13 protein-coding genes are annotated in these 12,879 nt (G+C 59.5%); 7 read left to right on the top strand and 6 right to left on the bottom strand.

From position 1 onward, the window contains the following. Positions 1–74: 74 nt before the first annotated feature. Both CDO35_RS01265 and CDO35_RS01260 read right to left on the bottom strand, forming a co-directional pair. A complete protein-coding gene (locus CDO35_RS01265; protein WP_099522212.1) occupies positions 75–1,031 on the bottom strand; it encodes a hypothetical protein in 957 nt (318 codons plus the stop codon). Positions 1,032–1,051: 20 nt separating this feature from the next. Then, on the bottom strand, positions 1,052–2,767 hold the full coding sequence (locus tag CDO35_RS01260) for a proline--tRNA ligase (protein WP_099522211.1): 1,716 nt from the start codon (positions 2,765–2,767) through the stop codon (positions 1,052–1,054). A 129-nt stretch (positions 2,768–2,896) separates the two neighbouring features. On the opposite strand from CDO35_RS01260, the gene CDO35_RS01255 reads away from it, so the two are divergent. Continuing rightward, on the top strand, positions 2,897–3,304 hold the full coding sequence (locus tag CDO35_RS01255; protein WP_099522953.1) for a PaaI family thioesterase: 408 nt from the start codon (positions 2,897–2,899) through the stop codon (positions 3,302–3,304). Positions 3,305–3,380: 76 nt separating this feature from the next. Here the strand turns inward: CDO35_RS01255 and CDO35_RS01250 are convergent, their stop codons facing one another. Then, the gene (locus tag CDO35_RS01250; protein WP_099522210.1) at positions 3,381–4,673 is read right to left on the bottom strand and encodes an OprD family porin; all 1,293 of its coding nucleotides are present in this window, start codon (positions 4,671–4,673) and stop codon (positions 3,381–3,383) included. Between the two features lie 646 nt (positions 4,674–5,319). On the opposite strand from CDO35_RS01250, the gene CDO35_RS01245 reads away from it, so the two are divergent. Further along, positions 5,320–5,751 (top strand): HIT family protein, encoded by a 432-nt coding sequence (locus CDO35_RS01245; protein ID WP_099522209.1) that lies wholly within the window; start codon positions 5,320–5,322, stop codon positions 5,749–5,751. Then, the gene (locus CDO35_RS01240) at positions 5,748–5,954 is read left to right on the top strand and encodes a SlyX family protein (RefSeq protein WP_099522208.1); all 207 of its coding nucleotides are present in this window, start codon (positions 5,748–5,750) and stop codon (positions 5,952–5,954) included. Before CDO35_RS01245 ends, CDO35_RS01240 begins: the two co-directional genes overlap by 4 nt. Before the next feature lie 42 nt (positions 5,955–5,996). On the opposite strand, the gene CDO35_RS23135 is transcribed toward CDO35_RS01240, so the two are convergent. From CDO35_RS23135 to CDO35_RS01225, 3 genes are all read right to left on the bottom strand, one after another. Next, a complete protein-coding gene (locus CDO35_RS23135) occupies positions 5,997–6,620 on the bottom strand; it encodes a cold-shock protein (protein WP_099522207.1) in 624 nt (207 codons plus the stop codon). 170 nt (positions 6,621–6,790) lie between these two features. Further along, positions 6,791–7,858, bottom strand: coding sequence for a GGDEF domain-containing protein (locus CDO35_RS01230; RefSeq protein ID WP_208019925.1), 1,068 nt, complete (start codon positions 7,856–7,858; stop codon positions 6,791–6,793). Positions 7,859–7,954: 96 nt separating this feature from the next. Beyond that, positions 7,955–8,425, bottom strand: a complete 471-nt coding sequence (locus CDO35_RS01225; protein WP_099522205.1) for a Dps family protein — start codon at positions 8,423–8,425, stop codon at positions 7,955–7,957. Between the two features lie 480 nt (positions 8,426–8,905). Between CDO35_RS01225 and aspS the strand changes: the two genes are divergently transcribed. The 4 genes from aspS (at position 8,906) to ruvA (ending at position 12,874) form a co-directional block, all read left to right on the top strand. Next, positions 8,906–10,681: an aspartate--tRNA ligase gene (gene aspS, locus CDO35_RS01220; RefSeq protein ID WP_099522204.1), complete on the top strand. Its 1,776-nt coding sequence runs from the start codon at positions 8,906–8,908 to the stop codon at positions 10,679–10,681. Positions 10,682–10,786: 105 nt separating this feature from the next. After that, positions 10,787–11,536, top strand: a complete 750-nt coding sequence (locus CDO35_RS01215) for a YebC/PmpR family DNA-binding transcriptional regulator (protein ID WP_099522203.1) — start codon at positions 10,787–10,789, stop codon at positions 11,534–11,536. 187 nt (positions 11,537–11,723) lie between these two features. Then, positions 11,724–12,248, top strand: a complete 525-nt coding sequence (gene ruvC, locus CDO35_RS01210; protein ID WP_017361755.1) for a crossover junction endodeoxyribonuclease RuvC — start codon at positions 11,724–11,726, stop codon at positions 12,246–12,248. A gap of 20 nt (positions 12,249–12,268) precedes the next feature. Next, positions 12,269–12,874 carry a Holliday junction branch migration protein RuvA gene (gene ruvA / locus CDO35_RS01205; protein WP_017677959.1) on the top strand — a complete coding sequence of 202 codons (606 nt, stop codon included), beginning with the start codon at positions 12,269–12,271 and terminating at the stop codon, positions 12,872–12,874. Positions 12,875–12,879 lie beyond the last annotated feature (5 nt).

The following is a 12,879-nucleotide window of genomic DNA, read 5'->3' as shown; positions in this document are numbered from 1 at the left end:
TATGCGCCATGCGCATCGAGTCTAGGTGAGGGCCTGGATTGCCCTGCGATGACCTAAGAGCCGGGGTGGGGCACTCAGTTGGCTGGGTCGGCGGCCAGACGTCCTGCATCCTTGAGCAGAGCCTTGAGGAAGGCATCCTGTAACTCAGGGTCGTTGCGGGTCAGTTCGATCAGGCTCTGCTCCAGCTCGCTGGCTTCCTCTTCCAGACCCAGATCAGAAAGGCGCTTGACCCGGTGTACCCACTGGGCGACATCGCCACCCTCGAGGTCGTCGAAGATCAGGTCATGCGCTTCACGCAGCTTACCGCGCAAGGTATGACTGACCATGAGGGTCGTATCGGCGCGTGCGACATCGTCACCAAGGCGGTCTTCGACGCTTAGCTGCAGCGTGTTCAGGCGCGTGATGTCTTGTTCGGTGAAGGGGCTGTCCAACAGATTGAGGCGCAGCACGCCGCTGCTGTCGGTGAGCAGCTCGAACTGCTGGTCACCTGCCTTGACCTGCACAGGACGCTCGGACCAGGGCAGGTTGGTGTATTCCATGCGACGGTCGCGCTGCAGCTCATCGATACTCGCCAGGTTCTGTTCCGCGCGGCCGTTGGACTCGACGTTCATGAACGGGTTGAGGCCGGCCATGCCGTAGCTGATCCAGTCACGGGTCGCGGTTTCCGGCAAGCTGCCGAGCAACACCACGTTGAGTATGTTGGCGCCCACGCCGGCCACCACCGCGACTGCCCCCATCGGCACTTCATAGATCTCGCGCCAGGGCTGGTAAGGCGTGTAGCGGTCGTAGCGACGGGTCACTTCGAAAGCTGTGACCTCGTAGCTCTTTTGATCATGCACGCGCACGCGGCGCTGCGGTAGCTCCAGCACCTTGGGTTCGCCAGCATCAATCTGCAACTGGTGATCCAGCAGCTTGCGCTCGACGCGCTCCTCATGCTCGCTACGCTGCGGCAGCTGGTTGGCGCAGCCGCTGAGAAAGAGGGCGCCGCACAGGGCGGCGCCGATGAGGCGAAGGTTGTTGCTCGTGTGCATGATGTCTCGGTAAGGCGTTATCAGCGGCTGATACGGGCTTGCAGGAAGGACAGAATGTCGGCCAGCGGCACCGCTTGCGCGTCGGTTTCGGCGCGGCTCTTGTACTCGAGGTTACCCTCGGCCAGGCCACGGTCGCTGACGACCACGCGGTGCGGAATGCCGATCAGCTCCATGTCGGCGAACTTGATGCCGGGGCTGGTTTTCTTGTCGCGATCATCCAACAGCACTTCGTAACCGGCGGCAGTCAGCTCGGCATACAGCTTGTCGGTGGCTTCGCGAACCTGCTCGGTTTCATAGCGCAGAGGCACCAGGGCGATCTGGAAGGGCGCCAGGGCGTCGTTCCAGCGAATGCCGCGCTCGTCGAAGTTCTGTTCGATGGCAGCAGCCACGACGCGGGATACACCGATGCCGTAGCAGCCCATGGTCAGGGTTACAGGCTTGCCGTTCTCGCCCAGCACCTGGCAGTTCATCGCCTCGCTGTACTTGGTGCCGAGCTGGAAGATGTGACCGACTTCGATGCCGCGCTTGATTTCCAGGGTGCCCTGGCCATCCGGGCTGGGGTCGCCCGCGACGACATTGCGCAGGTCGGCAACCTCAGGCAGCGGCAGGTCGCGCTCCCAGTTGACGCCGAAATAGTGTTTGTCTTCGATGTTGGCACCGGCAGCGAAATCGCTCATCAGCGCTACGCTGCGGTCGATGATGCAGGGGATCGGCAGGTTGACCGGGCCCAGCGAGCCAGGGCCTGCACCGATGGCCGCACGGATCTCTGCTTCATTGGCCATCTGCAGCGGGCTGGCAACCAGCTCCAGGTTGGCAGCTTTGATCTCGTTCAGCTCGTGGTCACCACGGACGATCAGGGCGATCAGCTTGCCTTCTTCGGCAGCGTGCACCACCAGGGTCTTGATGGTCTTCTCGATGGCCAGGCCAAAACCCTGAACCAGTGCGTCGATGGTCTTGGTGTCGGGCGTGTCGACCAGGCGCATGTCTTCGGTAGCCGCGCTGCGCGCTGTCTCACGAGGGATGGCTTCGGCCTTCTCGATGTTGGCGGCGTAGTCGGAGACATTGCTGAAGGCGATATCGTCTTCGCCGGAGTCGGCCAGTACGTGGAATTCGTGCGAGCCGGTGCCGCCGATGGAGCCGGTATCGGCCTGTACCGGGCGGAAGTTCAGGCCCAGGCGGGTGAATACGTTGCAGTAGGCCTGGTGCATGCGGTCATAGGTTTCCTGCAGGGAAGCCTGGTCGGCATGGAAGGAGTAGGCGTCCTTCATGATGAACTCGCGGCCACGCATCAGGCCGAAGCGCGGACGGATCTCGTCACGGAACTTGGTCTGGATCTGGTACATGTTGATCGGCAGCTGTTTGTAGCTGTTCAGCTCGTTGCGGGCCAGATCGGTGATCACTTCCTCGTGGGTCGGGCCGACGCAGAACTCGCGATCGTGACGATCCTTTACCCGCAGCAGCTCGGGGCCGTATTGCACCCAGCGACCGGACTCTTGCCACAGTTCGGCAGGCTGGATGGCTGGCATCAGCACTTCCAGTGCGCCGGCTGCATTCATTTCTTCGCGCACCACAGTCTCGACCTTGCGCAGCACGCGCAGGCCCATCGGCAGCCAGGTGTACAGGCCGGAGGCCAGCTTGCGGATCATGCCGGCACGCAGCATCAGCTGGTGGCTGATCACCACGGCATCGGAAGGGTTTTCTTTCAGGGTCGAGAGCAGGAACTGACTGGTACGCATGTTTGGCCGTTCTGTCGGTTGCTAGGGCTTGGAATAGGCCGGCATTGTACGGTGCCTATACAGTGGCGTACAGGACGGGTGCAGGCGCGAAAGTGCTACTGCGCGTGCCGGGAGGATTGAAGAGTGGGATTGACTGCACTTGAGGTTCAGAACCTGATTCGTATGGGGCTGCCGATGGCCGAGGATATCGATCTGCGGATCGACCGGCTGGACGAGGAGGGTGTGCTGGCACGCGTGCCTTTTCACGCCAAATTGGTGCGTCCGGGCGGCACACTTTCCGGTCCGACCATCATGGCGCTGGGGGATGCGGCGATGTATGCGGTGGTGCTGGGGCGCCTCGGCCGCGTGGAGATGGCGGTGACGTCCAATCTCAATATCAACTTTCTGGTCAAACCTCAGCCGGTGGATTTGTTGGCAGAGGCGCGAATACTGCGCTTGAGCCGGCGTCAGGCGGTTTGCGAAGTTTCGTTATATTCGGCCAGGAATGAGGATGAACTGGTAGCGCATGTGACGGGGACTTACGCGTTGCCTATGTGATTACTAAAATTTTTGAAAAAAGAAAAGGCCCGGTTTCCCGGGCCTTTTTTATTCGACTATCAGCTGATTCCTGAAATTACAGGATGCTCAGCGGGTACTCGAGGATTACGCGAACTTCGTCGATGTCGCCGGAGCCGTAGTAAACGCCATCGCTGCTACGATAGGTGGCCTGACGTACGCGCATGTTGAGGTCTTTGGCTGGGCCGTTCTGAATAGTGTAGCCGACCTGAAGGTCACGCTCCCACTCTTTACCGTTGTTGGTAGCGCCAGTGTCAGCACCCGAACCGCTGATGTATCGAGCCATAAATTTCAGGCCAGGTACGCCGAAATCAGCAAAATCCAAGTCGTAGCGGAGCTGCCAGGATTTCTCGTCTTTGCTATTGAAGTCCGAACGCTGTACGGAGTTGGCGAGCCAAACAGTACCGCCGCCGTCAACGCCATAGTCGTAGCCACGAGTTTCGGCATCACCGTCATCGTTGATGAAGGTATAGCCGCCGTGGGACTTCTGGTACGCCGCGGTCAAAGTGTGAGCGCCCAGGTTATAGGCCGCAGCGAGACTCCAAATGGTGTTGTCTTCGCTCTTGCCGGTGTTGGTGTACTCTTTGTCGTAGTCAGTCTTGTAGATATTGAAGTCGAAGTTCAGGGACTGGCCTTCGCTAATACCGAAAGTGTAGTTGACGTTGCCGTAATACTTCTTGAACGAGTCTTCTACGTCGGAGTAGTACAGCGAGGTAGACAGGTCATCGGTGAAACTGTACGTGCCGCCGAATACGTCAGCGCCTTTCAGGCCGAGGCTGTCGTGGTAGGTCTGGTTCTGTGCGTTGATCGCGGTGAACCGGCCGGCATTCAGCTCAAGGCCTTCAATCTCGTTGCTGGTTACCAGGAAACCTTCAGCAACTTCAGGCAGCAGACGGCTGTCGTCAGTGCTCAGAACTGGGAGAGCGGTGAACTGATCACCATATTTCACCACAGTGTTGGACAGACGCAGTTTTACTGCACCGCCTGCTTCGGAATAATCATCCTGCGAGCGTCCATCGCTACCGGTAGGGAACAGACCCGAACCAGCGCGGCCCTTGCCGCTGTCCAGCTTGATACCCAGCAGACCAATAGCGTCAACGCCAAAGCCGATGGTGCCTTGGGTGAAACCCGACTCATAGGTAGCGATGAAACCTTGACCCCACTCTTGTGGATCGTCACTGCGAGACGGATCGTTACGGAAGTCGCGGTAGAAATACAGGTTGCGGCTCAGAACGTTCAGGCTGCTGTCTTCAACAAAGCCATTCGACTCGGACTGGCTGGACGCCACGGCCATTTGGCTGGTGCCCGCGGCTACTGCCAGGGCGATTACGCTCCACTTCATCACTTGCATCGTGATTGCTCCTTGGGTTTAGAAGAGTTGCGCTGTCCACTGTTTTGTTATATGGACAGCTCTTTCTTTTTGTGTCGGCGATAACTTATAGCACGCAGCCAATATTGGCGATAGTTGCAGTCTATTCGTTACGACTTCGTTCATGCTTGTGTCGCATCGAGTGAAGAAAAATGTCGCAAATCTATAGTTCTGCACTTGCGTCTTGTCGCACCGACGTTTTTGCGGTTCTGAGGTGCCTGGGACCGCTTGATTGATCGACTGCACGGCTTGCCGGGCATTGCTTTCACAGTTAGCAAAAGTCGTGCTCAAAACCTGCCTGTCTTGCTAAAACCTTGATTTTTAGGCGCAGAGCAGCGCTCGCGGTGGCGCCGGCGCTGCTTTTGGTGCTGATTCGTCAGGGGTTGTCGAGGTCTGCGGTTGGCTGTCAGCAGGTGCCGTTAGCTCATTGCCTGCGCATTAACCGGTAACGCTTGGCACTGTCCATTACGGGAAGAAACAAAATGGTGCACGCCTGCGGTGCGTATGTGTTCAAGCTGCCTTGGGGTGGTGCGTGGTCGTCGGGTGAACTCTCGGCTGAGCCAGCGTATGCTGCGCGCCATTGCTCCCCTCCCGCTGGGGTTACGCTTTATTAATAAGGAAGCTCATCATGTTCGCTCTGGATTCACGCCTTCAGCAGGATTGCCTGGTGATCGGGGACTTTCCCCTGTGTCGTTTGCTGCTGATGAATGACTCCAATTACCCTTGGTTCATCCTTGTTCCTCGGCGTGAAGAGGTCAGCGAGTTGTTTCAGCTCGACGCTGATGATCAGCGACAACTGTGGCAGGAAACCACGCTGCTGGCCGAAACGCTGAAGGACATCTTCGCGGCCGACAAGATGAACGTCGCCACGCTTGGCAATGTCGTCAGCCAGTTGCATATGCATGTGATCGTGCGTCGACGTGAGGATGCTTCCTGGCCTGCTCCGGTATGGGGGCGGCATCCGGCGCAGCCTTATAGTGAGCAGCAGGCGGGTCAGGTCGTCGATAAGCTGCGCTCTGTGTTGGCGGAGGACCTTCAGTTCGCCGGAGCCTTTGCATGAGCCTTGAATCGCGAATCATGGAGCTGGAGAGCCGTCTGGCTTTTCAGGATGACACCATTCAGGCGCTGAACGATGAGCTGGTCGAGCAGAGCAAGCGCATCGAGCGGATGCAGTTGCAGTTGACGGTTCTGGCGCGACGCCAGGAAGAGCTGAGTAGCCAGGCCGGTACTGCCGAAGATGAGGCCCCGCCACCGCACTATTGATATGAAAAAGCCCGGTTTCCCGGGCTTTTCTTTGCGTACCGCTCAGCGCCGCGAAGGGGCTGCTGCGATCACGTCTTCAGCCTGCAGACCTTTGTCGCGCTGCATGACCGAGAACTCCACGCGTTGGCCTTCGACCAGGACGCGGTGGCCCTCGCCACGAATGGCGCGAAAGTGAACGAAGATATCGTCACCCGAGTCGCGGGAAATGAAGCCGAAGCCCTTGGAGGTATTGAACCACTTGACCGTGCCGGTTTCGCGATCATCCTGGGGAGCGCTGGTGCTGGCGCTAGCTTGTGGTGCGGACGGGCGTTGCTCTGTGCTACGCGGCTGCCTGCTCAGTTGTGCTGCAAGGCTCAGCGCCACGGCGATAACCAGGGTCAGCAGCGGCAGCCAGATGGCGGGCTGGCTGCCGATGCTGGGCAGCGGGGCAAGCAGGATCAAGCTCTGTACCACGGCAGCCAATATCAATAGAGCCGAGGACAGCCCCAGTAGTTGTTGGCGCGCGGCGGGGAGAGTCTGTTGCTGCGATGCGGCAAGCAGGTTGAGCAAGCCGGTCAGGGCCAGATAGATGGCATCCGGCGTGGTAAGAAAGGAAGTGGACAAACCGGGTACGGCAGACAGCAGTAGGGCGGCGAACCCTGTCACGAGATGGGCAATCTTCAACATCTTTGATGAACTCACTGATCGAATGATGACTCACGGTGTTGCGGAGAGAGCGCACGTTGCTAATGGCCAGCTGAACGGCCGTGGCGCGCCTGTAAACAAGGTTGGTGGCGCCGCAGGATGGTAGCGCGGCGCGCGAGGCTATTTAACAGCAAAGCCGAGGGCTTCTCAAATCAAGCGCTTAGCATCGTTTCGCTGGTAATCGGGTGAACCTGATTGCGCCCGGCGCGTTTGGCCTGATAAAGGGCGTCATCGGCGCGCGTGAGCAGCGATTCGAATGTGTCGTCTTCTTCGGCCATGGCGCAGCCGAAGGACGCAGTGATGCTGTCCAGAACCTGGTCTGTGCGCCTGACCTTGATTCTCAGCGACTGAATCTTGTGGCGCAGTTGCTCAGCGAAATCGAGAACTTCGTTGAGGTTGGCGCAGTTGCGCAGCACCACGCAGAACTCTTCGCCGCCGTAGCGTGCGGCAAACGCCTGCGGTGGCAGCAGTTCGCGCAATAATTGTCCGACGTGTTGTAGTACGCGGTCACCCAGTGGGTGGCCGTACTGGTCGTTGAACTGTTTGAAGTGGTCGATATCCAGAATCACCAGGGCCAGGCCCTGTTGTGATTCGTCCAGTGCGCGTTCCAGTAAGCGGGTAAAAGCATGGCGGTTGAATACGCGGGTCAGGCTGTCGAGCGTTGCTGCAAGATGGGCGCGCTCCAGCTGGCTGCGCAGGTGAGTGATTTCTTGCTGTGCGGCGCGCAGGCGATAGAGGAATTTTTCCTGCTGGTCTTGCATCAGCTGGGTGCTTTCCTGCAGTTCGCTGAGCACGCTGGGTAGGTCATCGATGATGGGCTCCTGCAGTGCGCTCAGGCCATGGTTCAAGCTCTGCTGGTAATGCTGGCCACCGATCACGCTGCGTGAGACGTCGCCTTCGATGTCATCGACCAGTTCGATTACCTGCTGCTGGCCTGCGCGAGCTTCTTCCAGCTCGCCGCGGATAATGTAGTCGCGGAACAGCCGGCTGGCGGTTTCCGGCGGGAATACGTCGAAGTCTTCGACCACCTTGTCCAGGCGGCGGTTGAGCTCGGGTTCGCTGCCTCTGCTGTAGGTGTACCACAGTGCATAGTGCACCGGGTTTGGTGGGATGTCGTGACGCATCATCAGTGGCACGGCTTGCTTCAGGAGTTCGGCCGCCTCGCGGGTTTCCTCCGGATACAAATCGATGATGCTGGGCGGTTTGGCTGGCTGACTCATGAATGTCGGAAACTCAATGACGATTGGCCAGAGCATAGATCAGGGCAGGGCTGCATGCCTAATGAAAAGGCCCGGATTACCGGGCCTCTGAGCATCTCAAGCAGCGAGCAGGCTGCGCAGCATCCACGCGGTTTTCTCGTGCACCTGCATGCGTTGGGTCAGCAGGTCGGCAGTCGGCTCGTCGCTGACCTTGTCCAGCAGCGGGAAAATGCCGCGCGCAGTGCGTACGACAGCCTCTTGGCCCTGTACCAGTTTCTTGATCATTTCGTCCGCGCTGGGTACGCCTTCCTCTTCCTTGATCGAGGACAGGCGGGAGTACGCGGCGTATGTGCCTGGAGCGGGGAAGCCCAGAGCGCGGATACGTTCGGCGATTGCGTCAACCGCCAGGGCCAGCTCGGTGTACTGACCTTCGAACATCAGGTGCAGGGTGTTGAACATCGGGCCGGTGACGTTCCAGTGGAAGTTATGGGTCTTCAGATACAGGGTGTAGGTGTCAGCCAGCAGGCGCGAGAGGCCTTCGGCGATGGCGGCGCGATCCTGTTCGGCGATTCCGATATTGATTTCCATGGCTTTTCTCCTTTCAGGTGAGCCCAGGGTGTCTATCCCGCAATGTTGATGAGAGCCTAACACGCAGGGCGTCGGGGTGATCTTGGCTTATATCAATGAAAGCGATGGTTAGAGGCTATTGATAGCGTACGGTTCAGCTGGGGCCAATAAAGCTTGCCCTGGCTGGGCGTCAATCTTGTGTGCGGCAAAATGCTTGCTGCGCTGAAACTACATTGGCTGGGGCAGGGCTGAAACCCTCCTGCAGAGCGCTGGGGTTGCTCGTTGCGAGGGGCTTGGTCCATGGTCTTTCTCTAGGCGAGAGGCGCTCTTCATTTATAGAAGGCATCTGCCGGGCGGCTGCGTCATGACGATTTACGCTATATAATCCCGCTCTTTATCGAAGCGCGGCGTACGGTTGGACGTTCGCTGCGGTGTAGCTCCTGCCCAGGGCGTTGGGGGCTGCCTGACCTATCCAAGACCTCAGAGAAGCGAAACACGATCATGATGCGCAGCCACTATTGCGGCCAGTTGAACGAGAGCCTGGATGGCCAGGAAATCACCCTTTGCGGCTGGGTACACCGTCGCCGTGACCATGGCGGGGTGATTTTCCTCGATATCCGTGATCGTGAAGGCCTAGCTCAGGTGGTATTCGACCCTGATCGTGCCGAGACCTTCGCCAAGGCCGACCGTGTACGTAGCGAATATGTAGTCAAGATCACTGGCAAGGTGCGCCTGCGTCCGGAAGGCGCGCGCAACGCCAACATGGCCAGCGGTGCCATCGAAGTGCTGGGCTACGAGCTTGAAGTGCTCAACGAGGCGGAAACCCCGCCGTTCCCGCTCAACGAATACACCGACGTCGGCGAAGAAACCCGCCTGCGCTATCGCTTCATCGATCTGCGTCGTCCGGAAATGGCCGAGAAGCTCAAGCTGCGCTCGCGCATCACTTCGAGTATCCGTCGCTACCTGGACGACAATGGCTTCCTTGACGTCGAAACGCCGATCCTGACCCGCGCTACCCCTGAAGGTGCGCGCGACTATCTGGTACCGAGCCGCACCCACGCCGGCAGTTTCTTCGCCCTGCCGCAGTCGCCGCAGCTGTTCAAGCAGTTGTTGATGGTCGCTGGCTTCGATCGCTACTACCAGATCGCCAAGTGCTTCCGCGACGAAGACCTGCGTGCCGACCGCCAGCCGGAATTCACCCAGATCGACATCGAGACCAGCTTCCTCGATGAAAAAGACATCATGGACATCACCGAGACCATGGTGCGCAACCTGTTCAAGGAAGTGCTGGGCGTCGAATTCGGCGAACTGCCGCACATGACCCTGGCCGAAGCCATGCGCCGCTTTGGTTCGGACAAGCCGGACCTGCGCATTCCGCTGGAACTGGTGGATGTGGAAGATCAGCTCAAGGACGTCGAGTTCAAGGTATTCGCCGGCCCGGCCAACGATCCGAAATGCCGCGTCACCGCGCTGCGCGTTCCGGGCGGGGCGAGCATGCCGCGCAAGCAAATCGACGACTACACCAAGTTCGTCGGCATCTACGGTGCCAAGGGCCTGGCCTACATCAAGGTCAATGAGCGCGCGGCTGGCGTTGACGGTTTGCAGTCGCCGATCGTCAAGAACATCCCGCTGGACAACATCAATGTCATCCTCGATCGCGTTGGCGCTGTCGATGGCGATATCGTGTTCTTCGGCGCCGACAAGGCCAAGGTCGTCAGCGAGGCCCTGGGCGCGCTGCGTATCAAGCTGGGTCATGATCTGAACCTGCTGACCTGTGAGTGGGCGCCGCTGTGGGTCGTCGACTTCCCGATGTTCGAGGAAAACGACGATGGCAGCCTGACCGCCATGCACCACCCGTTCACCTCGCCGAGCTGCAGCCCCGAGGAACTGGAAGCCAACCCGTCCGCCGCGTTGTCGCGTGCCTATGACATGGTGCTCAACGGCACCGAGCTGGGTGGCGGTTCGATCCGTATCCACGACAAAGCCATGCAGCAGACCGTGTTCCGCGTGCTCGGCATCAGCGAAGAGGAGCAGCAGGAGAAGTTCGGCTTCCTGCTCGACGCACTGAAGTACGGTGCGCCGCCCCATGGTGGCCTGGCCTTTGGCCTGGATCGTCTGGTGATGCTGATGACCGGTGCTTCGTCGATTCGTGAAGTGATCGCCTTCCCGAAAACCCAGAGCGCGGCCTGTGTCATGACCCAGGCGCCGGGCATCGTCGACAACAAGTCTCTGCGCGAGCTGCATATCCGTCTGCGCGAGCAACCCAAGGCCGAATAAGCCTGCAAAAGAAGCCTGGAGATCCCAGGCTTCTTCGTTATGGGGTGTGGAGACTCTAGCGCTCTCGCCCCGGGAATTGTGAAAACCGTATAGATGGAGTGAGTTATGGCCGGTCATTCCAAGTGGGCCAACATCAAGCACCGCAAAGGGCGTCAAGACGCCAAGCGCGGCAAGATCTTCACCAAGCTGATTCGTGAGCTGACGGTCGCCGCCAAGCACGGTGGCCCGATTCCTGCGGACAACCCGCGCCTGCGTCTGGCCGTGGACAAGGCGCTGACCAACAATATGTCGCGTGACGTGATAGATCGCGCCATCGCTCGCGGTGCCGGCAACAACGAAGCCGACAACGTCGTCGAGTTCAGCTACGAAGGTTACGCGCCAAGCGGCGTGGCGATCATCGTCGAGGTGATGACCGATAACCGCAATCGTACTGCCGCCGAAGTGCGCCATGCCTTTACCAAGTGCGGTGGCAACCTGGGCACTGATGGTTCGGTCGCCTACATGTTCTACCGCAAGGGTCAGATCAGCTTCGCGCCGGGCGTCGATGAGGATGCCCTGATGGAAGCTGCGTTGGAGGCTGGTGCTGACGACGTGGAAATGGGCGAAGACGGTTCAGGCCTGGTGTCGACCAGCTTCACCGAATTTCATGCCGTCAACGAAGCGCTGAGTGCAGCTGGTTTCAAGGCCGAGGAAGCGGAGATCGCCATGATCCCTTCGATCAGTGCGCCGATCGCCGATCTGGAAACCGCGCAGAAGGTGTTCAAGCTGATCGACATGCTCGAAGATCTGGACGATGTGCAGAACGTCTACCACAACGCCGACGTGGCCGACGAGATCATGGAGCAGCTGAGCTAAGCAGCTTATCGCCTGGATGCTTGGGGTGGGCCGGGCAAGCCCGCCATGCAGCGCGACCCAGGTGGGCTGAAGCGGATCGCCGCCCGGCCCACCCTGCGGTTTTCTCTGGTTTCACCAGTGCTCCACGAGTGACGGCGCATTGGCAGCCCCGTATACTCGCCAACTGGATAAATAGACAGTTGCTGATATGACCCTGATTCTAGGCATCGACCCGGGTTCGCGTATTACCGGCTATGGCGTGGTGCGTGATACCGGGCGCGGTTGCGAGTACGTGGCGTCGGGTTGCATTCGTACCGGCAACGGGCCGCTGGCTGAGCGCCTGCAGATCGTCTTTCGCGGCGTCAGCGAAGTTATTCGTACCCATGGACCGGTGACCATGGGCATCGAGCAGGTGTTCATGGCGCGCAATGCCGACTCGGCGCTCAAGCTCGGGCAGGCGCGAGGCGCCGCCATCGTCGCCGCAGTGGAAGCTGGGTTGGAAGTCAGCGAGTACACCGCCACTCAGGTCAAGCAGGCCGTGGTCGGTACCGGGGCAGCGGACAAGCAGCAGGTACAGATGATGGTCATGCACCTGCTCAAGTTGGTGCAGAAGCCGCAGATCGACGCTTCCGATGCCCTGGGTATCGCCTTGTGCCATGCGCACCATCGACAGAGTCTCATTCCTCATGGGCTGGCCGGCGCCAAGCGGCGCGGTGGTCGCCTTCGTTTGTAATCGAATCAAAGGAAACAGCGGTGATCGGACGTTTGCGCGGCACCCTGGCGGAGAAGCAGCCGCCGCATTTGCTTCTGGATGTGAATGGCGTCGGTTATGAGCTGGAAGTACCGATGACGACCCTTTATCGTCTGCCTGCGGTGGGCGAGCCGGTAACCCTGCATGCCCACCTTGTGGTGCGTGAAGATGCGCATTTGTTGTATGGCTTCTTCGAAAAGCGCGAGCGTGAGCTGTTTCGCGAGCTGATTCGTCTCAATGGTGTCGGCCCCAAGCTGGCGCTTGCATTGATGTCGGGGCTGGAGGTCGATGAGTTGGTGCGTTGCGTACAGGCTCAGGACACCGCAGCGCTGGTCAAGGTGCCTGGAGTCGGCAAGAAAACTGCAGAGCGTCTGCTGGTCGAGCTCAAGGATCGCTTCAAGGCCTGGGAGTCGATCCCGTCCATTGCGCCCTTGGTGGTTGAACCTCAACTGGCTCAGGCAGTCTCAAGCGCGGAGAATGACGCCGTCAGCGCGCTGATCTCCCTCGGTTACAAACCGCAGGAAGCCAGTCGAGCCGTTGCTGCCGTCAAGGAAGATGGCATGAGCAGTGAAGATTTGATCCGACGCGCGCTGCGCGGCATGGTTTAGTGGAA

Origin of the sequence: Pseudomonas sediminis (assembly GCF_002741105.1) — a bacterium.
Classification (GTDB): domain Bacteria; phylum Pseudomonadota; class Gammaproteobacteria; order Pseudomonadales; family Pseudomonadaceae; genus Aquipseudomonas; species Aquipseudomonas sediminis.
The sequence above is the reverse complement of the archived record's forward strand: the minus strand, read 5'-3'. Positions and strand labels throughout refer to the sequence as shown.

Bases quoted from the DNA above. Each gene is read 5' to 3' on its own strand.
- CDO35_RS01265 (WP_099522212.1), bottom strand. From the start codon at position 1,031: ATGCACACGAGCAACAACCTTCGCCTCATCGGCGCCGCCCTGTGCGGC.
- CDO35_RS01260 (WP_099522211.1), bottom strand. From the start codon at position 2,767: ATGCGTACCAGTCAGTTCCTGCTCTCGACCCTGAAAGAAAACCCTTCC.
- CDO35_RS01250 (WP_099522210.1), bottom strand. From the start codon at position 4,673: ATGCAAGTGATGAAGTGGAGCGTAATCGCCCTGGCAGTAGCCGCGGGC.
- CDO35_RS01245 (WP_099522209.1), top strand. From the start codon at position 5,320: ATGTTCGCTCTGGATTCACGCCTTCAGCAGGATTGCCTGGTGATCGGG.
- CDO35_RS01240 (WP_099522208.1), top strand. From the start codon at position 5,748: ATGAGCCTTGAATCGCGAATCATGGAGCTGGAGAGCCGTCTGGCTTTT.
- CDO35_RS23135 (WP_099522207.1), bottom strand. From the start codon at position 6,620: ATGTTGAAGATTGCCCATCTCGTGACAGGGTTCGCCGCCCTACTGCTG.
- CDO35_RS01230 (WP_208019925.1), bottom strand. From the start codon at position 7,858: ATGAGTCAGCCAGCCAAACCGCCCAGCATCATCGATTTGTATCCGGAG.
- CDO35_RS01225 (WP_099522205.1), bottom strand. From the start codon at position 8,425: ATGGAAATCAATATCGGAATCGCCGAACAGGATCGCGCCGCCATCGCC.
- aspS (WP_099522204.1), top strand. From the start codon at position 8,906: ATGATGCGCAGCCACTATTGCGGCCAGTTGAACGAGAGCCTGGATGGC.
- CDO35_RS01215 (WP_099522203.1), top strand. From the start codon at position 10,787: ATGGCCGGTCATTCCAAGTGGGCCAACATCAAGCACCGCAAAGGGCGT.
- ruvC (WP_017361755.1), top strand. From the start codon at position 11,724: ATGACCCTGATTCTAGGCATCGACCCGGGTTCGCGTATTACCGGCTAT.